This is a genomic window from Micromonospora taraxaci, from assembly GCF_007830095.1.
GTDB lineage: Bacteria > Actinomycetota > Actinomycetes > Mycobacteriales > Micromonosporaceae > Micromonospora > Micromonospora taraxaci.
Window position 1 is genome coordinate 2,325,318 of record NZ_VIWZ01000001.1, and the last position, 18,707, is coordinate 2,344,024.

Genomic DNA, 18,707 nt, shown 5'->3' on the forward strand with positions numbered 1-18,707 from the left:
TGCCGGTGGTGGATCAGCCCTCGCCGCTGGTGCCGGAGTGCGCGGTGACGCCGGCCTCGGCGCGCCGCGCGGTAGCCGGATCCTTCCAGACGTGCACCCGCTGCGCGGGACGCTGCTCCAACCCCCGCAGCCCCACCGTCGCACCCAGCGCCTCCGCGTACACCTGGTCGGCGTCCAGGCGGCGCAGTTCCTCGGCCAACTCGTCACCGAGCGGGCGGCGGACCAGCGGCAGAGCCCTGTCGTCCTGGCCCGTCCGCCGGAACACGGCCATGCTGTCCTCGCGGGTCAGCGTGAGCTGGTCGCCGTTGGCGCAGCTCAACTGCACCTCACGCATCCGGGGGAACTCGTTGGTGTCCACCCGGCGCGGGGTGATGCCCAGCCGGCTGGACAGCCAACCGACCATCAGCGCGGCCGTCGGGTCGGTGGCCGGCGCGACGACAGTCGCCTCGGTGACCTGCTCGCTGGTCGTGTCGAACGCCCCGGCGACAAGCGTCCGCCACGGGGTGATTCGCGTCCAGGCCAGGTCGGTGTCGCCCGGTGCGTAGTCCCGGGCCCGCTGCCGCAGCGCCTCCACCGGATCGGCGGCCTGCGCCGAGTCGGTGATCCTCCGGTCGGCGACCACCCCGAGGAAGTCGGTGGCGATCTCCGCCGGCGGCTCCCCGTGCCACCAGGTGACCACCGGCACGTCGGGGACGAGCAGCGGCATCACGACCGACTCGGCGTGCAGGGCCAGCCGACCGTACATCCGGGTGACCACCGCCTCGCACGGGCCGAGTCGCCCACCGACGACGATCTCCGCGTCGAGCCGGTTGCGCTCCCGCTCGATGTCGGAGCGGACCACGACGACCAGGCGGCACGGGTGGGCGGCGGCGGCGATCGTTGCCGCCGCCTCCGCCTCCCGAACCCGCTTCTCGTCCACGACCACGATGAGGGTGAGCGCCATGCCGCTGGCCACTCCGCCGGCGCTGCGCCGCTCGGCGGCGAGTGCCTTGACCACCTCGTTGCCGGTGGTGTCCCACAGCCCGATCATGCTCGTCTCCAAGCGCGACCCTCACGGGCCAGCATCTCGTCGGAGGCCCGTGGCCCCCACTCACCGGCCCGGTACGGCTCGGGCGTGGTGCCCTCCCAGGCGTGCTCCAACGGGTCGATCACCTGCCAACTCTGCTCGACCTCGGCGGCGTCCGGGAACAGGGTGCGGTCGCCGATCAGCACGTCCAGGACGAGACGTTCGTACGCCTCCGGGCTGGACTCGGTGAACGCCTCGCCGTACTGGAAGTCCATCGCGATGTCGCGGACCTCCATCGTCGTGCCCGGCACCTTCGAGCCGAACTTGAGCACCACGCCCTCGTCCGGCTGCACCCGGATGACCAGTTGGTTGTTGCCCAGCGACTCCATGTCGGCGTCGTTGAACGGCAGGTGCGGCGCCTTCTTGAACATGATGGCGACCTCGGTGACCCGCCGGGGCAGCCGCTTGCCGGCCCGGATGTAGAACGGCACCTCGGCCCAGCGGCGGTTCTGGATGCCCAGCCGCACCGCCACGTACGTCTCTGTTGTGGAGTCGGTGGGGACGTCCTGCTCTTCCAGGTAGCCGACAGCGCGTTCGCCACCTACCCAGCCGGGCAGGTACTGACCCCGGACGGTGTCCCGGGCGACGTCCTTGGGCAGGGTGATCGCCTTGAGCACCTTCAGCTTCTCGGCCCGGATCTCGTCGGCGTCGAAGCTGGTCGGCTCCTCCATCGCCACCAGGGCGAGCAGTTGGAGCAGGTGGTTCTGGAGCACGTCGCGGGCGGTGCCGACGGTGTCGTAAAAGCCGGCGCGGGTGCCGATGCCGACGTCCTCGGCCATGGTGATCTGCACCGAGTCGACGTACTTGGAGTTCCACAGCGGCTCGAACAGGTTGTTGGCGAACCGCAGGGCGAGGATGTTCTGGACCGTCTCCTTGCCCAGGTAGTGGTCGATCCGGAAGACGTCCTGACTGGTGAACACGTCGTCGACGAGGTCGTTGAGCGCCTTCGCCGACGGCAGGTCGTTGCCGAACGGCTTCTCCACCACGACCCGACGCCAACCACCGGACTTCTCGTTGTCGGCCATCCCGGTGCGGGCCAACTGCTTGAGCACGACGGGGAACGCGGCCGGCGGGATGGAGAAGTAGAAGGCCGCGTTGCCGGTGATGCCGTGGGTCTGCCGCAGGTCGTCCAGCGTCGACGCCAGCGTGTCGAAGGCCGCGTCGTCGTCGAACGACCCGCCAACGAACTTGATGTTGCCGGCCAGGCGTGCCCACACCTCGTCCCGCCACGGGGTACGCGCGTGCTTGCGGGCCGCCTCACACGCGAGGGTCTCGAAGTCGCCGTCTCCCCAGTCGCGGCGCGCGAAGCCGAGCACCACGAAACCGGGCGGCAGCAGCCCTCGGTTGGCCAGGTCGTAGACCGCAGGGAGCAGCTTCTTGCGGGCCAGGTCGCCGGTCACCCCGAAGATCACCAGAGCGCAGGGCTCCGGGATCCGGGGCAACCGGCGGTCCTGCGGGTCGCGCAGCGGGTTCACCGAGCCATCCTCAGTTCGCGACTGCGGGGCTCGCAAACCCGGCTCACTCCTCGCGCTCACGGTGCCCCCTCGCTTCCGCTTCAGTCACCTCGTTCATCGTCACGCCCGCAGCTGACCGGCCGCGTCGAGCAGTTGGGCGACACCGGCGGCACGGTCGGTCAGGTGCAACCGCAGCACCGGCCGCTCCCGACCGGCGAGGGCCTGCCGGTCACCGGCGGCCTGCGCCGCCTGCAACTCACCGAAGGTGTACGGCTTGCCCGGCACCTCCAGATCCTCGGCGACCGCGCCGGTCACCTGGAGGTAGCTGCCCACCTGCGGACCGCCCTTGTGGTACTGGCCGGTCGAGTGCAGGAACCGCGGCCCCCACCCGAAGGTGACCGGGCGCCCACCCGCCTGGGCCAGCAGCGAACGCAGCCGGGCCGCGTCGGCGTCGGCGAACCGGTCGAGGTACGCCATCACCGCGAGGTAACCGTCGTCGCCAAGCCCGTCGAGCAGCCAGCGCAGTACGCCGGCCAGGTCCCCGGGAGCGCCCTGCGGGGCGTACACCTCGATCGCGCCCTCGGTGAACGACGGCGTCTCCGCCGGCAGCCCCGAGGCCAGGATCTTGTTGGTGTTCTCCTTGGACTCGGTGACGTTCGGCTGGTTGAACGGGTCGATGCCGAGCACCACACCCGCCACCGCGGTCGCGTACTCCCAGGCCAGGAACTGCGCGCCCAGCGGGCCGTTGACGGCCACGTCCGGGTTGGCGCCGCCGCCCGGCACGTCACCGGGGGCCAGCGCGCCGCCGTAGCTGACGGTCAGCACGTCCGAGCCGGTGGCACCGGGGCTCTGCGGGGACTCCACGACCACCGGGAGGATGCCCACCCCGGCCTTGCCGGTCGACTCGGCGATCAACTGCTCGGCCCAGTCGCCGAGCCCGTCGATGCCGGTGCCGTCGGAGAGCAGAGCGACCTTGTCCCGGGCCAGCGTCGCCGCCGCGCCCAGGGCGGCGCCCAGCGCGAGCGCCGGGTTGTTCTGGTCGGCGCCGAGCGACGCGGCCAGCGCGTCGGCCTGGTCGAGCAGTTCCGCGACCTCGACCCCGGCCAGCGCCGAGGGCACCAGACCGAACGCGGTGAGCGCCGAGTACCGGCCCCCGACGTTCGGGTCGGCGAGCACCGTGAACGCGCCCATCTCGTTGGCGGTGGCCTCCAACGGCGAACCCGGGTCGGTGACGATGACGAAGTGCCGGCCGGCCTCCGCCTCGGTCATCCCGGCGTCCAGGAACGCCTGCCAGTAGGCGCGTCGGTGGCTGTCGGTCTCCACCGTCGACCCGGACTTGCTCGCCACCACCACGACGGTGCGTTCCAGCCGGTCACCGAGCGCCGCCCGCACCTGACCCGGGTCGGTGGTGTCCAGCACCGTCAGCGGGCGGCCCAGCGTCCGGGTGATCACCTCAGGCGCGAGCGACGAGCCGCCCATGCCGGCGAGCACCACGTGATCAAGGTCGGCCAGCTCCGCCTTCAGCTCGGCCAACTGCGCCAGCAGCTCCCGGCTGCGCCGGTGGGTGTCCACCCAGCCCAACCGGATCTTCGCCTCGGCCTCGGCGTCCGGACCCCACAGGCTGGCGTCCTTGCCGGCCAGCTTGCCCGGGACGCCGGCCTTCACCAGCGCGTCCCGGGTCGAGGCGGGCGCGGCCTTGTCGACCGCGTCCGCGCCGTACACGGCGAGCCCGGCTGCTGCCTCCACCGGCCCACTCAACAGGTCGCTCATGCCCCACCAGCCTGCTCGGCGGCCTTCGCGTTGCCCTTGGCCGCCTTGTTCGGGGCACCCTTGCCCTTCGCCGCCGCCTCCAGCGACTTGCGGACCCCGTCGAGCAGCTCCTGCCAGCTGACCTCGAACTTCTCCACGCCCTCGCGCTCCAGGGTGGCGATCACGTCGGCCATGTCCACCCCGACCGACTCCAGGTCCGCGAAGACCTTCCGGGCCGCGTCGTAGGACCCGGTGACGGTGTCGCCGCGGGTCTCGCCGTGATCGGCGTACGCGTGGATGACCGACTCCGGCATGGTGTTGACAGTGCCGGCGGCGATCAGCTCCTCGACGTAGATGACGTCCCGGTAGTCCGGGTTCTTCGTCGAGGTGGACGCCCACAGCGGCCGCTGCGGATGCGCGCCGGCGGCGGCGAGCGCCTTCCAACGGTCCGAGGAAAACACCTCGGTGTAGCGCTCGTACGCCAGCTGCGCGTTCGCGACCGCGGCCTTGCCCTTCAGGGCCTTGGCCTGGTCGGACCCGACCTTCTCCAGCCGCTTGTCGACCTCGGAGTCGACGCGGGAGACGAAGAACGACGCGACCGAGCCGATCTTCGACAGGTCGTGGCCGTTGGCCTTCGCCTGCTCCAGACCGGCGAGGAACGCCTCCATGACCGCCGAGTAGCGGTCCAGACCGAAGATCAGCGTCACGTTGACGCTGATGCCCTCGGCCAGGGTGTCGGTGATCGCCGACAAACCTTCCTCGGTGGCCGGGATCTTGATGAAGAGGTTGGGCCGGTCGACCAGCCACCACAGCGCCTTGGCCTCGGCGACCGTCTTGTCCGCGTCGTGCGCGCTGCGCGGGTCCACCTCGATCGAGACCCGGCCGTCGACACCGTCGCTGCCGTCGTACGACGGGCGCATCACGTCGCAGGCCCAGCGCACGTCGTACGTGGTGAGCATGCGCACGGCCTCTTCCACGTCCACGCCACGGGTGGCGAGGTCGCGCAGCTGCCAGTTGTACTCGTCGGCGTCGCTGAGCGCCTTCGCGAAGATCGTCGGGTTGGTGGTGACACCGGCCACGTGCTTCTCGCGGCGGAGCTGGTCCAGCCCGCCGGAGTTCAGTCGTACCCGGGAAAGGTCGTCGAGCCAGACCGCCACGCCCGCGGCGGTCAGCTCATTCAGCTTGTCGGTCATGCCGTCCACGCTCCCTCAGTTGCCGGTCGTGAAACCGGTGATGTCGCCCACCCGGGCCAGCGAGGCGTGCGCTGCCGCCACGATCCGGTCGGGGGTGAACCCGAACTGCTCGAAGAGCACGGTGTGCGGGGCGCTCGCGCCGTAGTGCTCCAGGCTGACGCTCTCGCCGAGGTCACCGACGACGCCGCGCCAGGACATCGCGATGCCCGCCTCCACGCTCACCCGTGCCTTTACCCCGCGAGGGAGCACCGACTCCCGGTACGCCTCATCCTGCTCGTAGAACCACTCCTGGCAGGGCATCGAGACGACCCGGGTCGGGGTGCCGTCGGCCTCCAGCCGCTCCCGGGCGGTCAGGCAGAGCTGCACCTCGGAGCCGGTGCCGACGATGATCACCTGAGGCTTGCCGTTGGATGCCTCGGCCAGCACGTAGCCGCCCTTGGCCACACCCTCCACGGCACCGAGGACGTCGCGGTCCAGGGTCGGCAGCGGCTGACGGCTCAACGCCAGCGCGGTGGGCCGGTCGGTGTGCTCCAGCGCCTGCCGCCAGGCCCAGGCCGTCTCGTTGGCGTCCGCCGGGCGGACCACGTCCAGGCCCGGGATGGCGCGCAGCGCGGTCAGGTGCTCCACCGGCTGGTGGGTCGGGCCGTCCTCGCCGAGGCCGATCGAGTCGTGCGTCCACACGTAGGTCACCGGCAGCTTCATCAGCGCGGCCAGCCGCACCGACGGACGCATGTAGTCGCTGAACACCAGGAACGTGCCGCCGTACGGGCGGGTGCCGCCGTGCAGGGCGATGCCGTTGAGGATCGCGCCCATGGCGTGCTCACGGATGCCGAAGTGCAGCGTGCGGCCGTACTCGTGGCCGGGGAAGTCCTTGGTGGCGTGCGCGGCCGGGATGAACGACGGCTCGCCCTTCATTGTGGTGTTGTTGCTCTCGGCCAGGTCGGCCGAGCCGCCCCACAGCTCCGGGAGCACCGGCGCGAGCGCCTCCAGGACCTTGCCGGAGGCCGCCCGGGTGGCCACGCCCTTGGCGTCGGCGGGGAAGACCGGCAGCGCGTCGGCCCAGCCGTCGGGGAGCACCCGGCCGGCCATCCGCTCGTAGAGTGCGGTGCGCTCCGGGTTGGCCTTCTTCCAGGCGTCGAACGCGCCGGTCCATTCCTGCTCGGCGTCGGAGCCGCGACCCATCACCGTGCGGGCGTGGGTGAGCACCTCCTCGTCGACCTGGAAGGTCTGCTCCGGGTCGAAACCGAGGATCCGCTTGGTGGCCTTCACCTCGTCGGCGCCGAGCGCCGAGCCGTGGATCTTGCCGGTGTTCTGCTTGTTGGGCGCGGGGAAGCCGATGATGGTGCGCAGCGCGATGAAGGAGGGGCGGCCGGTCTCCGCCTTGGCGGCCACCAGCGCCGCGTACAGCGCCTCGGCGTCCTCGTGGTAGTCGCCCTGGTCGGCGTCGCCGTTGCGCCAGTCGACGGTCTGCACGTGCCAGCCGTACGCCTCGTAGCGGGCGGCCACGTCCTCGCTCTTGGCGATGCGGGTGTCGTCCTCGATGGAGATCTCGTTGTCGTCGTAGATCACCGTGAGGTTGCCCAGCTGCTGGTGCCCGGCGAGGGCGCTCGCCTCGTGGCTGATGCCCTCCTCGATGTCACCGTCGGACACGATGCACCAGATGTCGTGGTCGAAGACCGACGCGCCCGGCTCGGCCTCGGGGTCGAACAGGCCGCGCTCGCGGCGGGCCGCCATGGCCATGCCGACCGCGTTGCCCAGGCCCTGCCCGAGCGGGCCGGTGGTGGTCTCCACGCCCGGCGTGTGCCCGTGCTCCGGGTGACCCGGCGTCTGCGAGCCCCACTGCCGCAGCGACTTCAGGTCGTCCAGGCTCAGCGGGTAACCGGACAGGAACAGCTGGATGTAGAGCGTCAGGCTGGAGTGCCCGGCGGAGAGGACGAACCGGTCCCGGCCGGGCCAGTTCGGGTCGGCCGGGTTGTGCCGCATGACGCGGTTGAAGAGGAGGTACGCCGCGGGCGCGAGGCTCATCGCGGTGCCCGGGTGGCCGTTGCCGGATTTCTCTACGGCATCCATGGCCAGTACGCGGACGGTGTCTACGGCCCGGCGATCGAGGTCGGACCAGTTCAGTGCGGAGTGCGCGGGTCGTTTGGCAGCCACGATGGTTGTGCTCCTCGGCAGATGGGCGGAACCCTCACCGATGACCTTATCGAGCGTGCCTAAACGTGCGCCCGGGGATCTGCGCATGGTGTGCGCTACGTGACGATCCAGATGCGCGGTTGAACCCGGTGGTGTGACGGCCCGCACCGTTGTCGGGTCGGCCGGGCAGCCAAAACGACGACGCGTAGTGTGTGGGTCGGTGTGCGGACCCGAGCGGGCCCGACATTTCCGAATCTCCCCGTGCCGATGCCGGAAGGTGGCAATCCGTGAGCATGATCACCGAGCGCCCCGCGAGCAACCCGGCCGGGCAGCACCCGGCACGGGCGGCCGAGGGCACGGTGGCCCGGCGGGACGTGCGCGGGGTGCTGTCGGCGTACGTGGCGCTGACCAAGCCGCGGATCGTCGAGTTGCTGCTGGTCACCACCATCCCGGCGATGATGCTCGCCGAGGGCGGTCTCCCGTCGCTGTGGCTGATGGCCATCGTGCTGATCGGTGGCTCGCTCGCCGCCGGCGCGGCCAGCGTGCTCAACTGCTACATCGACCGGGACATCGACCAGTTGATGCGGCGCACCAAGCGTCGGCCGCTCCCGGCGCACACGGTGTCGCCGCGTAGCGCGCTGATCTTCGGTCTGGTGCTGGCGGCGGTGTCGGTCGCCCTGATGGCGGCGTTCACCAACCTGCTGGCTGCCGGGTTGACCCTCGCGGCGATCGCCTACTACGACCTCGTCTACACCCTGTGGCTCAAGCGGTCGACCCCGACGAACACCTTCTGGGGTGGCGCGTGCGGGGCCGCCCCGGTCCTGATCGGGTGGGCGGCCGTGACCGGCTCGCTGGCGCCTGCCGCCTGGGGGCTCTTCGCGGTGGTCTTCTTCTGGCAGATGCCGCACTTCTACCCCCTCGCCATGAAGTACAAGGACGACTACGCGCGCGCCGGAATCCCGATGCTGCCGGTGGTGGCGTCGACCCGACGGGTGAACGCCGAGATCCTGATCTTCGCGTGGCTGACCGTGCTCACGTCCCTGGCTGTCTGGCCGCTGGGGCTCAGCGCGATCTACGGGGTGCCGACCCTGGTGGTGGGTGCCATCTTCGTGGTCGAGGCGCACAAGCTGTGCCGGCGCGCGACGCGCGGCGAGGCGGTCAAGCCGATGCGGCTGTTCCACTGGTCCACGACGTACCTGACGATCGTCTTCGTGGCCGTCGCGCTCGACGCGCTGATCTGACCCGATCGCCGCGTGGCGACATGGCCGACCGGCGATCGACGCCGGTGATCACCTGATTAATCATGGCCGTAGATGAGTTGTCCGGGTTTAACGTCACATCAGAGTAACTTTCAGCATGAGTCGGATGGGCTCAACCTGCGGTGGTTGGATGCTCAAATGTCGATGCTCTTTGGGCGTAAAAGTCGGTATATAAACGGACAGTAAGTCTGTGGCCAGCCGTAAACCTGTAGGTAATTGGCATCACAAAAGGTTCATGGTTCTCGCACGGGAGGGTGCGAGTCTGCTTAGGCTTCGCGTCATGGCAGATGGTTCCGATACGACGCTGACGGCCGAGCAGACCGCCGGCGAGCAGACGCCCCAGGGCCTGGTTGCAGGGCTCAAGGCGTTCGCCGCTGGACACGGCGGCGCCAAGGCGGTCATCGAGTACGTCGGCAAGCGTGGCGCGCGGATTGTCCTGGTCGGTGCCGACGGTGAGTGGGGCGACCAGTTCGCCGACGACACCGTCACCGCACGGGAGGCGTGCGCCAAGGCGGGAGTCGCCGTCGAGAACGCCTGGGAGCGTGAACTGATGGACCAGATGCGTCCGAGCAACGACCTCTGGCGGTCGATGGCCCGGCGCACGATGGCCCGCTGAGATAGACACCTGAATTGACCATCCATCACCAGTCGACCCGGGGGGAACCCCGGGTCGCTCTCGTCACCTGTGCCGACCTGGCCGACCTCGACCCGGACGACCGACTGGTCCTCGCCCCGCTCACCGCCCGCGGCATCACCGTCGAGACCGCGGTCTGGGACGACCCCGACGTCGACTGGTCCTCCTACGACCTGGTCGTACTCCGCTCACCATGGGACTACGCGCTGCGCCGCGACGAGTTCGTCGCCTGGGCGGCCACGGTCCCACTGCTGGTCAACCCGGCCGAGATGGTGCGCTGGAACACCGACAAGCGCTACCTCGCCGAGCTGAGCGCCGCCGGAGTGCCGACAGTGCCGACGACGTGGGTCGAGCCGGGGGAGAGCTGGCAGCCGCCCGCCGAGACCGGCGAGTACGTGCTCAAGCCCTCGGTCAGCGCCGGCAGCCAGGACACCGGCCGGTACGACCTGGCCGACCCGGAGCACCGGGACCTCGCCGCCGCGCACGCCCGCCGGCTCTCCGACGCCGGCCGGGTGACCATGGTCCAGCCGTACCTGCGCGCCGTCGACACCGAGGGCGAGACAGCGCTGCTCTTCCTGGCCGGCCCGGACGGCCTGGCGTTCAGCCACGCGATCCGCAAGGGCCCCATGCTGACCGGCCCGGACCTCGGCCCCGACGGGCTCTACAAGGCCGAGGAGATCACCTCCCGTACCGCCCGACCCGAACAGCTCGCGGTGGCCGAGAAGACCCTCGCCACGGTCCCCGGCGGCACCCGGCAGCTCCTCTACGCCCGGGTCGATCTCATCCCCGGCCCGGACGGTCAGCCGGTCCTCGTCGAGTTGGAGCTGACCGAGCCGTCACTCTTCATCGGGTACGCCGACGGCGCCCCCGAACGGCTCGCCGACGCGATCACCACCCACCTGGCCCGCCGCGGCTGACCCACCCTGCTGCAGCTCTTCCCGGACGCTGCCGGACGCTGGACTCCACTCCAAGATCGTGCTCGATCATTGATGTAGTGGCGTCGGGGCGTCGTCGAGGCCACTACATCCTGGATCGAGCGTGACCTTGACGGCTGCGGGCGTGCAGAACCCGCTTCCTGGCACCCGGCGGCGGTGTTCGTCGTCAAGATCCGCGCAAGAACGGTGATGTTGCTGCCTCCCGCGTGCCGGAGGCAGCAACATCCCTGATGTTGTGAGGATCTGGGGCGCGGGGCTTTGTCAGGCGGTGACGGGGACCGGAGTGGCGGCGTCGGTCGGGGCGGCCTGGGGCGCCGGGGTGACCGGCCGACGTTCCCGGGTGGACCACTGCACGGACAGGGTCGCCAGCAGCACCAGGCAGGAGCCGAGCATGTGCGCCCCGACCAGGAGGGCTGGCACGTGGGTGAAGTACTGCACGAAGCCGATCACTCCCTGACCCAGCTCCACGGCGACCAGGACGATCGCGGCACGGGTGGCGCGCTGCGCGCCGACGGCGCGGAAGGCGAAGATCAGCGCCACCGAGAGGCCGATCAGCAGGAAGACGGCGTCCGCGTGCACCTGTGAGATCGACTCCGGGTCGAGCCCGTTGCGGGCTGCGCCGTGGTCGCCGGCGTGCGGGCCGCTGCCGGTGACCCAGGTGCCGATGACCAGCACCGCGACGCTGACGCCGGTGGTGACCCGGGCCAGCGTGCGCAGTGGCGTGGGCACGGTGGGCAGGGTCGGGCCGTCGGGGTCGCCGATGCGCCGCCAGAGGGCGTACGCGGCGGCGATCACCGCCATCGAGGCCAGGAAGTGCAGCCCGACCACCCACGGGTTGAGGTTGGTGAGCACGGTGATCCCACCGATCACGGCCTGGGCGGGAATGCCCAGGAAGACCGCGACGGCCAGTGGGAGGAGCCCGCGGCGGCGGGGTCGGTGCGCCAGCACGGCCAGCAGGGTGGCCAGCGCGATGAGGCCCACCGCGAAGGTCAGCATGCGGTTGCCGAACTCGATCACCCCGTACACGCCCATCTCGGGCGTGGTGACGTAGGAATCGTCGGTGCACCGGGGCCAGGTGGGGCAGCCGAGGCCCGAGGCGGTCAACCGGACGGCCCCGCCGGTGACGACGATCCCCACGTTCGCGATGATCGAGGTGAGCGCGAGGCGGCGCAGCAGGGTGCCGGAGACCGGACGGGCGATTCGGTTCACGGCGCAAATCCTACGCACCGTAGTGATCGAGGTTCGTCCGACTCCGGCGACGCGGTGGTTCGGATCACCGGGGCCCGGGTTTGCGACCCTCCGCGTAATTACGTAACGTTGGCGTTGTGAAAAACGCGGCGGCGCTCTCCGAGCAGCAGCCGACGGCCGGTCCGGCCGTCGGTGCGCCCGCGTCCGCGCCCGTCGTGACCACGTCGGCCGGCCTCGCCGGTCCGGCAGCGGCCGAGATCTCCACCCGCGACCGGGTCACTCAGTTGCTGCTGGAGCGGGGGGCAACCACTGCCGCGCAGCTCGGTGTGGCCCTCGGGCTCAGCCCGGCGGCGATCCGCCGACACCTGGACGCGATGCTCGCCGACGGTGACGTGTACGCCCGTGAGCAGACCGTGCAGGGCAGCCGTGGCCGGGGGCGTCCGGCCAAGGTGTTCCTGTTGACCGAGGCCGCCCGGGTCCGCTGTGGCACACACCACTACGACAACATGGCCACCGCGGCGTTGCGTTGGATCGCCCGCAGCGGGGGTTCGGACGCGGTCGAGGCGTTCGCCACCGAGCAGGTTTCCGCTCTTGAGTCCCGCTGCCGAGCGGCCATGGAGGACGCCGGCGACGATCCTCTCGCCCGCGCCGAGGCACTCGCCGCGGCGCTCACCGCCGAGGGTTACGCTGCCAACGCGACCACGATCGCCTCCGGCGGTCAGCTCTGCCAGCACCACTGCCCGGTGGCGCACGTGGCCGCCGAGTTTCCCCAGCTGTGCGAGGCCGAGACCGCGGTGATCTCCCGTCTGGTCGGCACCCACGTGCAGCGCCTGGCCACCATCGCGCACGGCGACGGGGTGTGCACCACGCACATTCCCACCCAGCCGGGCCGTGTTCAATCCGGTAATCCCGTCACCACTGTGAGGACAGATAAATGACCGAGCAGATCGTCCAGCCCCTGACCCAGGAAGAGCAGCTCGCCGCCCTGGGTCGGTACGAGTACGGCTGGTCCGACCCGGACGCCGCCGGGGCAACTGCCCAGCGCGGCATCAACGAGGCGGTGGTGCGGGACATCTCGGCCAAGAAGAACGAGCCGGAGTGGATGCTCGACCTGCGCCTGAAGGGCCTGCGGCTGTTCGGCCGCAAGCCGATGCCGGCCTGGGGCGCGGACCTCACCGGGATCGACTTCGACAACATCAAGTACTTCGTGCGGTCCACCGAGAAGCAGGCCACCAGCTGGGAGGACCTGCCGGAGGACATCAAGAACACGTACGACCGGCTGGGCATCCCGGAGGCGGAGAAGCAGCGGTTGGTCGCCGGTGTCGCGGCGCAGTACGAGTCCGAGGTCGTCTACCACAAGATCCGTGAGGACCTTGAGGAGCAGGGCGTGCTCTTCCTGGACACCGACACGGCGCTGCGCGAGCACGAGGACGTCTTCAAGGAGTACTTCGGCACGGTGATCCCGGTCGGCGACAACAAGTTCGCCGCGCTGAACACCTCCGTGTGGTCCGGTGGCTCGTTCATCTACGTGCCGAAGGGCGTGCACGTGGAGATCCCGCTGCAGGCCTACTTCCGGATCAACACCGAGAACATGGGCCAGTTCGAGCGGACGCTGATCATCGTCGACGAGGGTGCGTACGTGCACTACGTCGAGGGCTGCACCGCCCCGCTCTACTCCTCCGACTCGCTGCACAGCGCGGTCGTGGAGATCATCGTCAAGAAGAACGCGCGCTGCCGGTACACGACCATCCAGAACTGGTCGAACAACGTCTACAACCTGGTCACCAAGCGCGCCGTCTGCCACGAGGGCGCGACCATGGAGTGGGTCGACGGCAACATCGGCTCCAAGGTGACGATGAAGTACCCGGCGGTCTACATGACCGGCGAGCACGCCAAGGGTGAGGTGCTCTCGGTGGCGATGGCCGGCGAGGGTCAGCACCAGGACGCCGGCGCCAAGATGGTGCACGCGGCGCCCCACACGAGCAGCACCATCGTGTCGAAGTCGATCGCCCGGGGCGGCGGCCGCACCTCGTACCGCGGCCTGGTCCAGGTGTTGGAGGGTTCGCACCACAGCCGGAGCACTGTCAAGTGCGACGCGCTGCTGGTCGACACGATCTCCCGCTCGGACACCTACCCGTACGTCGACATCCGCGAGGACGACGTGTCGATGGGGCACGAGGCGACCGTCTCCAAGATCAGCGACGACCAGCTCTTCTACCTGATGAGCCGGGGCCTGAGCGAGGACGAGGCGATGGCCATGATCGTGCGTGGCTTCATCGAGCCGATCGCCAAGGAGCTCCCGATGGAGTACGCGCTGGAGCTCAACCGCCTGATCGAGCTTCAGATGGAGGGCGCGGTCGGCTGACGCCGCCTCCGCCCGGCCATGGCCGGACCCGGACCCGGTAGGCCGGGTCCGGTCCAGCCCGCTTCGACCCTCCGATTCATGACAGACCAAGGAAGAGATGACTACCCAGGCTTCCGCGCCTCCGCCCAGCACCAAGTCGCAGGCGCTGCGCTCGTACGACGTCACCGACTTCCCGGCCCTCACCGGCCTGGAGGAGGAATGGCGTTTCACCCCACTCAAGCGTCTCCGTGGACTGACCGGTGAGGTGCCGGCCGCGACCGGCGCAGTCCGGCACGAGTACGGCGACCTGCCCGAGGGCGTGGCCATCACCCGGGTCGGCCGCGACGACGCGCGGGTCGGGAGCGTGCTGACCCCGGTGGACCGGGTCAGCGCGCTGGCCTACGGTGCCGCCGCCGACGCCCTGCTGCTGCGGGTGGCCCCCGACGTGGTGCTCGGCGAGGCGGTGCGGCTGCGGGTGGTCGGCGAGGGTATCGAGCAGCCGGCGTTCGGGCACACCTTCGTCGAGGTGGGCCGGTTCGCCGAGGCGACACTGGTGCTGGAGCACGTCGGGTCGGCCACCCTGGCCGACAACGTCGAGGTCGCTGTGGCCGACGGCGCGAAGCTGACGTTGGTCACGGTCGCCGACTGGGCCGACGACGCGGTCCAGGCCCAGCACCTGAAGATCAAGCTGGGTCGGGACGCCAAGGTCGTCCACATCCAGGTCTCCCTGGGTGGCGACCTGATCCGGCAGTTCACCAGCGTGGAATACACCGGGCGCGGTGGCGAGGCCGAGTTGTACGGCGTCTACTTCGCCGACTCCGGCCAGCACCTGGAGCACCGGCAGTTGGTCGACCACAACGTTCCGGACTGCCGCAGCTACGTCGGCTACCGGGGCGCCCTGCAGGGCGCGGACGCGCACACCGTCTGGGTGGGCGACGTGCTGATCCAGGCCGAGGCGACCGGCACCGACACGTACGAGATCAACCGGAACCTGCTGCTGACCGACGGCGCGCGGGCGGACTCCGTACCCAATCTCGAGATTGAGACCGGCGAGATCGCCGGCGCCGGCCACGCCAGCGCGACCGGCCGCTTCGACGACGAGCAGTTGTTCTACCTGATGGCCCGGGGGATCCCGGAGGGTGAGGCCCGTCGTCTGGTGGTCCGCGGCTTCTTCGCGGAGCTGATCAACAAGATCCCGGTGGAGTCGCTGCGCGAGCGTCTCGGTGACGCGATCGAGGCCCGGCTGACCAAGGCCGGCGCCTGATGATCCGGATCTGCTCCACCGAGGACGTGCCGAAGGGCACCGCGATCAGCGCGGATGTCGACGGCACTCCGATCGCCCTGGTGCACGGCGAGGACGGCAACTTCTACGCGGCGTACGACGAGTGCTCGCACGCCGCTGTCGCCCTCTCCGAGGGAGAGGTCGACGGTTGCACGCTGGAGTGCTGGCTGCACGGCTCGCGCTTCGACCTGCGCACCGGCGAGCCGAGCGGGCTGCCCGCCACCGAACCCGTCCCCGTCTACCCCGTCGAAGTCCGCGACGGCGACATCTACCTCAGCCTGACGCCGAGTAATGGAGTGACCCGATAATGAGCACCCTGGAGATCCGCGACCTGAAGGTGTCGGTCAAGCTGCCCGAGGGTGAGCTCAAGCCGATCCTGGCCGGCGTCGACCTGACCGTGAAGTCAGGCGAGACCCACGCGATCATGGGGCCGAACGGCTCCGGCAAGTCCACCCTGGCGTACTCGATCGCCGGTCACCCCAAGTACGAGATCACCGGCGGCACGGTGACCCTCGACGGCGAGGACGTTCTCGCGATGACCGTCGACGAGCGTGCCCGCGCCGGCCTCTTCCTGGCCATGCAGTACCCGGTCGAGGTGCCGGGCGTCTCGGTGGCGAACTTCCTGCGGACCGCGAAGACCGCCATCGACGGCGAGGCGCCGAAGCTGCGCACCTGGGGCGGCGAGCTGCGCGGCGCGATGGAGCGCCTGCAGATGGACCCGGCGTTCGCCCAGCGCAACGTCAACGAGGGCTTCTCCGGTGGTGAGAAGAAGCGGCACGAGATCGTCCAGCTGGAGCTGCTCAAGCCGAAGATCGCGATCCTCGACGAGACCGACTCGGGCCTCGACGTGGACGCGCTGCGCGTGGTCAGCGAGGGCGTCAACCGGGTCCGCGACACCGGCGACACCGGCGTGCTGCTGATCACCCACTACACGCGGATCCTGCGCTACATCAAGCCGGACTTCGTGCACGTCTTCGTTGCCGGCCGGATCGTCGAGCAGGGCGGCCCGGAGCTGGCCGACAAGCTCGAGGCCGAGGGCTACGAGCGGTACGCCGCCGGGGCCGGCACGGCCAAGGCCTGAGCGGGAGAGGCGCTGCCGAGATGACCAGCATCGCGATCCCCGAGGGGATGCCGCAGTACGACGACGTGCCGCGTTTCGACGTGGCCCGGGTGCGCGCCGACTTCCCAATCCTCGATCGGGAGATCAACGGGCACCCGCTGGTCTACCTCGACAGCGCCAACACCTCCCACAAACCGCGCCAGGTGCTCGACGTGCTCGACGAGCACTACGCGCGGCACAACGCCAACGTCTCGCGCTCGGTGCACACGTTGGGCACCGAGGCCACCGAGGCGTACGAGGGGGCGCGGGCGAAGGTCGCCGCGTTCATCAACGCGCCGAGCGTCGACGAGGTGGTGTTCACCAAGAACTCCACCGAGGCGATCAACATCGTGGCGTACGCCTTCTCCAATGCCTCGCTGCGCCCGGACGCCGACAGCCGGTTCCGGCTCGGCCCCGGCGACGAGGTGGTGATCTCCGAGATGGAGCACCACTCGAACATCGTGCCGTGGCAGCTGCTCTGCGAGCGGACCGGCGCGACCCTGCGCTGGTTCCCCGTCACCGACCAGGGCCGGCTGGACGAGTCGGGCCTGGAGGACCTGGTCACCGAGCGGACGAAGATCGTCTCGCTGGTGCACACGTCCAACATCCTCGGCACGATCAACGCCACGTCGCGGATCACCGCCCGGGTCCGTGAGGTGGGCGCGCTGCTGCTGCTGGACTGTTCGCAGTCGGTGCCGCACCTGCCCATCGACGTGGTCGACCTGGACGCCGACTACATCGTGTTCACCGGTCACAAGATGTGCGGCCCGACCGGCATCGGCGTGCTCTGGGGCCGGGCCGAGCTGTTGGCGGCCATGCCGCCGGTGATGGGTGGCGGCTCGATGATCGAGACGGTCACCATGGCCCGCTCGACGTTCGCCGCGCCGCCGGCCCGGTTCGAGGCGGGCACCCCGCCGATCGCCGAGGCGGTCGCGCTCGGCGCGGCCGTGGACTACCTGACCGGCGTCGGGATGCGGGCCATCCAGTGGCACGAGAAGGAGCTGACGGCGTACGCGCTGGACGCCTTCGCCTCGGTGCCGGACCTGCGGATCTTCGGCCCGACCGTGCCGGTGGGCCGGGGCGGCACCATCTCGTTCGCGCTCGGCGACGTGCACCCGCACGACGTGGGTCAGGTGCTCGACTCGCTCGGCGTGCAGGTGCGGGTGGGTCACCACTGTGCCAAGCCGGTGTGCAGCCGGTTCGGCGTCCCGGCCATGACCCGGGCCTCGTTCTACCTCTACACCACCACGGAGGAGATCGACGCTCTGGTGGCCGGTCTGGAGCAGGTGAAGAAGGTGTTCGACTGATGCAGCTCGACCAGCTCTACCAGGAGATCATCCTGGATCACTACAAGCGCCCGCACGGGCGTGGACTGCGTGACGCCGAGGACTCCGGCGACCGGGTCGCGGAGGCGCACCACGTCAACCCCACCTGCGGTGACGAGGTCACCGTCCGGGTGGCGACCGACGGCACGGTTCTGCACGACATCTCGTACGACGGCATGGGCTGCTCGATCAGCCAGGCCTCCGCGAGCGTGCTGCACGAGTTGCTGCGCGGTCGGGGCGCCGGGGAAGCATTCGAGGTGCACGAGGCGTTCGTGGAGTTGATGTCCGGACGTGGCCAGATCACGCCGGACGAGGACGTGCTCGGTGACGGCGTGGCCTTCGCGGGCGTGGCCCGCTATCCCGCCCGGGTCAAGTGCGCGCTGCTGCCGTGGATGGCGTTCAAGGACGCCGCGGCACGTGCCGGCGTCGGCGTCAACCCGGAGGTGACGGCATGAGCGAGAATAATTGGTGCAGCGCAGTGCTGCCCCGTGGCGGCACAGAGCGAAGCGGAGTGATGGCATGAGCAGCGAGAACACGGCAACCGCAGCGACGCCGGAGGCCGGTGACGCCATCGCGGCGCCGCAGACCGACGCCGGAACGGCCGACGGCACCGCGACGCCGGAGGCCGGCGACGCCAGCACCCCGGCGGGCGGTGTCAGCAAGGCCATGATCGCCGACATCGAGGAGGCGATGAAGGACGTCGTCGACCCGGAGTTGGGCATCAACGTGGTCGACCTGGGTCTGGTGTACGGCGTGCACGTCGATGACGAGAACGTCGCCACCCTGGACATGACGCTCACCTCGGCGGCCTGCCCGTTGACCGACGTGATCGAGGACCAGGCTCGGCAGGCACTGACCACCGGCCCTGGGGGCGGTCTGGTCAACGACATCCGGATCAACTGGGTGTGGCTGCCGCCGTGGGGTCCGGACAAGATCACCGATGAGGGTCGGGACCAGCTCCGTTCCCTCGGCTTCAACGTCTGACCCGACTCCGTACGACCTTCGTCGAGCGCGGTACCCCGTCCGGGGTGCCGCGCTCGACGCTT

Annotated in this window: 17 protein-coding genes; 11 read left to right on the forward strand and 6 right to left on the reverse strand. The window is 70.0% G+C overall.

Features of this window, described 5'->3' with window-relative positions; genetic code table 11:
- Positions 1–13 precede the first annotated feature (13 nt).
- The 5 genes from FHU34_RS10990 to tkt all read right to left on the reverse strand — a co-directional run bounded on the left by FHU34_RS10990 (position 14) and on the right by tkt (position 7,616).
- Positions 14–1,030 carry a glucose-6-phosphate dehydrogenase assembly protein OpcA gene (locus tag FHU34_RS10990; RefSeq protein WP_145779856.1) on the reverse strand — a complete coding sequence of 339 codons (1,017 nt, stop codon included), beginning with the start codon at positions 1,028–1,030 and terminating at the stop codon, positions 14–16.
- Positions 1,027–2,541, reverse strand: a complete 1,515-nt coding sequence (gene zwf, locus FHU34_RS10995) for a glucose-6-phosphate dehydrogenase (RefSeq protein WP_145779857.1) — start codon at positions 2,539–2,541, stop codon at positions 1,027–1,029. Before zwf ends, FHU34_RS10990 begins: the two co-directional genes overlap by 4 nt.
- A gap of 99 nt (positions 2,542–2,640) precedes the next feature.
- On the reverse strand, positions 2,641–4,290 hold the full coding sequence (locus tag FHU34_RS11000) for a glucose-6-phosphate isomerase (RefSeq protein WP_145779858.1): 1,650 nt from the start codon (positions 4,288–4,290) through the stop codon (positions 2,641–2,643).
- Positions 4,287–5,462, reverse strand: coding sequence for a transaldolase (gene tal / locus FHU34_RS11005; protein ID WP_145779859.1), 1,176 nt, complete (start codon positions 5,460–5,462; stop codon positions 4,287–4,289). Before tal ends, FHU34_RS11000 begins: the two co-directional genes overlap by 4 nt.
- 15 nt (positions 5,463–5,477) lie before the next feature.
- Complete coding sequence (tkt, locus tag FHU34_RS11010) at positions 5,478–7,616, reverse strand: transketolase (protein WP_145779860.1); 2,139 nt, start codon at positions 7,614–7,616, stop codon at positions 5,478–5,480.
- A gap of 266 nt (positions 7,617–7,882) precedes the next feature.
- On the opposite strand from tkt, the gene FHU34_RS11015 reads away from it, so the two are divergent.
- The 3 genes from FHU34_RS11015 to FHU34_RS11025 all read left to right on the forward strand — a co-directional run bounded on the left by FHU34_RS11015 (position 7,883) and on the right by FHU34_RS11025 (position 10,405).
- A complete protein-coding gene (locus tag FHU34_RS11015) occupies positions 7,883–8,836 on the forward strand; it encodes a heme o synthase (protein WP_145779861.1) in 954 nt (317 codons plus the stop codon).
- 298 nt (positions 8,837–9,134) lie between these two features.
- On the forward strand, positions 9,135–9,470 hold the full coding sequence (locus FHU34_RS11020) for a hypothetical protein (RefSeq protein WP_088988554.1): 336 nt from the start codon (positions 9,135–9,137) through the stop codon (positions 9,468–9,470).
- 14 nt (positions 9,471–9,484) lie between these two features.
- A complete protein-coding gene (locus FHU34_RS11025) occupies positions 9,485–10,405 on the forward strand; it encodes an ATP-grasp domain-containing protein (protein WP_145779862.1) in 921 nt (306 codons plus the stop codon).
- A 279-nt stretch (positions 10,406–10,684) separates the two neighbouring features.
- Here FHU34_RS11025 and FHU34_RS11030 read toward each other — a convergent pair whose 3' ends face one another.
- On the reverse strand, positions 10,685–11,650 hold the full coding sequence (locus tag FHU34_RS11030) for a COX15/CtaA family protein (RefSeq protein WP_145779863.1): 966 nt from the start codon (positions 11,648–11,650) through the stop codon (positions 10,685–10,687).
- 98 nt (positions 11,651–11,748) lie between these two features.
- On the opposite strand from FHU34_RS11030, the gene FHU34_RS11035 reads away from it, so the two are divergent.
- From FHU34_RS11035 to FHU34_RS11070, 8 genes are all read left to right on the forward strand, one after another.
- A complete protein-coding gene (locus tag FHU34_RS11035; protein WP_425280523.1) occupies positions 11,749–12,549 on the forward strand; it encodes a helix-turn-helix transcriptional regulator in 801 nt (266 codons plus the stop codon).
- Positions 12,546–13,976 (forward strand): Fe-S cluster assembly protein SufB, encoded by a 1,431-nt coding sequence (gene sufB / locus FHU34_RS11040; RefSeq protein WP_145779864.1) that lies wholly within the window; start codon positions 12,546–12,548, stop codon positions 13,974–13,976. The genes FHU34_RS11035 and sufB overlap by 4 nt, the downstream gene beginning before the upstream one ends.
- A 97-nt stretch (positions 13,977–14,073) precedes the next feature.
- Positions 14,074–15,219, forward strand: a complete 1,146-nt coding sequence (gene sufD / locus FHU34_RS11045; RefSeq protein ID WP_145779865.1) for a Fe-S cluster assembly protein SufD — start codon at positions 14,074–14,076, stop codon at positions 15,217–15,219.
- Positions 15,219–15,545, forward strand: coding sequence for a non-heme iron oxygenase ferredoxin subunit (locus FHU34_RS11050; protein ID WP_145779866.1), 327 nt, complete (start codon positions 15,219–15,221; stop codon positions 15,543–15,545). The genes sufD and FHU34_RS11050 overlap by 1 nt, the downstream gene beginning before the upstream one ends.
- Positions 15,545–16,318 carry a Fe-S cluster assembly ATPase SufC gene (gene sufC / locus FHU34_RS11055; RefSeq protein WP_007462702.1) on the forward strand — a complete coding sequence of 258 codons (774 nt, stop codon included), beginning with the start codon at positions 15,545–15,547 and terminating at the stop codon, positions 16,316–16,318. The genes FHU34_RS11050 and sufC overlap by 1 nt, the downstream gene beginning before the upstream one ends.
- A 20-nt stretch (positions 16,319–16,338) precedes the next feature.
- On the forward strand, positions 16,339–17,643 hold the full coding sequence (locus FHU34_RS11060) for a cysteine desulfurase (RefSeq protein WP_145779867.1): 1,305 nt from the start codon (positions 16,339–16,341) through the stop codon (positions 17,641–17,643).
- The gene (gene sufU / locus FHU34_RS11065) at positions 17,643–18,116 is read left to right on the forward strand and encodes a Fe-S cluster assembly sulfur transfer protein SufU (protein ID WP_145779868.1); all 474 of its coding nucleotides are present in this window, start codon (positions 17,643–17,645) and stop codon (positions 18,114–18,116) included. Before FHU34_RS11060 ends, sufU begins: the two co-directional genes overlap by 1 nt.
- A gap of 64 nt (positions 18,117–18,180) precedes the next feature.
- A complete protein-coding gene (locus tag FHU34_RS11070; protein WP_145779869.1) occupies positions 18,181–18,645 on the forward strand; it encodes a metal-sulfur cluster assembly factor in 465 nt (154 codons plus the stop codon).
- The last annotated feature ends 62 nt before the right edge of the window (positions 18,646–18,707 follow it).

Excerpts from the sequence above, each read along its gene's own strand:
- FHU34_RS10990 (WP_145779856.1), bottom strand. The coding sequence starts at position 1,030 with ATGATCGGGCTGTGGGACACCACCGGCAACGAGGTGGTCAAGGCACTC.
- FHU34_RS11000 (WP_145779858.1), bottom strand. The coding sequence starts at position 4,290 with ATGAGCGACCTGTTGAGTGGGCCGGTGGAGGCAGCAGCCGGGCTCGCC.
- tal (WP_145779859.1), bottom strand. The coding sequence starts at position 5,462 with ATGACCGACAAGCTGAATGAGCTGACCGCCGCGGGCGTGGCGGTCTGG.
- FHU34_RS11020 (WP_088988554.1), top strand. The coding sequence starts at position 9,135 with ATGGCAGATGGTTCCGATACGACGCTGACGGCCGAGCAGACCGCCGGC.
- sufB (WP_145779864.1), top strand. The coding sequence starts at position 12,546 with ATGACCGAGCAGATCGTCCAGCCCCTGACCCAGGAAGAGCAGCTCGCC.
- sufD (WP_145779865.1), top strand. The coding sequence starts at position 14,074 with ATGACTACCCAGGCTTCCGCGCCTCCGCCCAGCACCAAGTCGCAGGCG.
- FHU34_RS11050 (WP_145779866.1), top strand. The coding sequence starts at position 15,219 with ATGATCCGGATCTGCTCCACCGAGGACGTGCCGAAGGGCACCGCGATC.
- sufC (WP_007462702.1), top strand. The coding sequence starts at position 15,545 with ATGAGCACCCTGGAGATCCGCGACCTGAAGGTGTCGGTCAAGCTGCCC.
- FHU34_RS11060 (WP_145779867.1), top strand. The coding sequence starts at position 16,339 with ATGACCAGCATCGCGATCCCCGAGGGGATGCCGCAGTACGACGACGTG.
- sufU (WP_145779868.1), top strand. The coding sequence starts at position 17,643 with ATGCAGCTCGACCAGCTCTACCAGGAGATCATCCTGGATCACTACAAG.
- FHU34_RS11070 (WP_145779869.1), top strand. The coding sequence starts at position 18,181 with ATGAGCAGCGAGAACACGGCAACCGCAGCGACGCCGGAGGCCGGTGAC.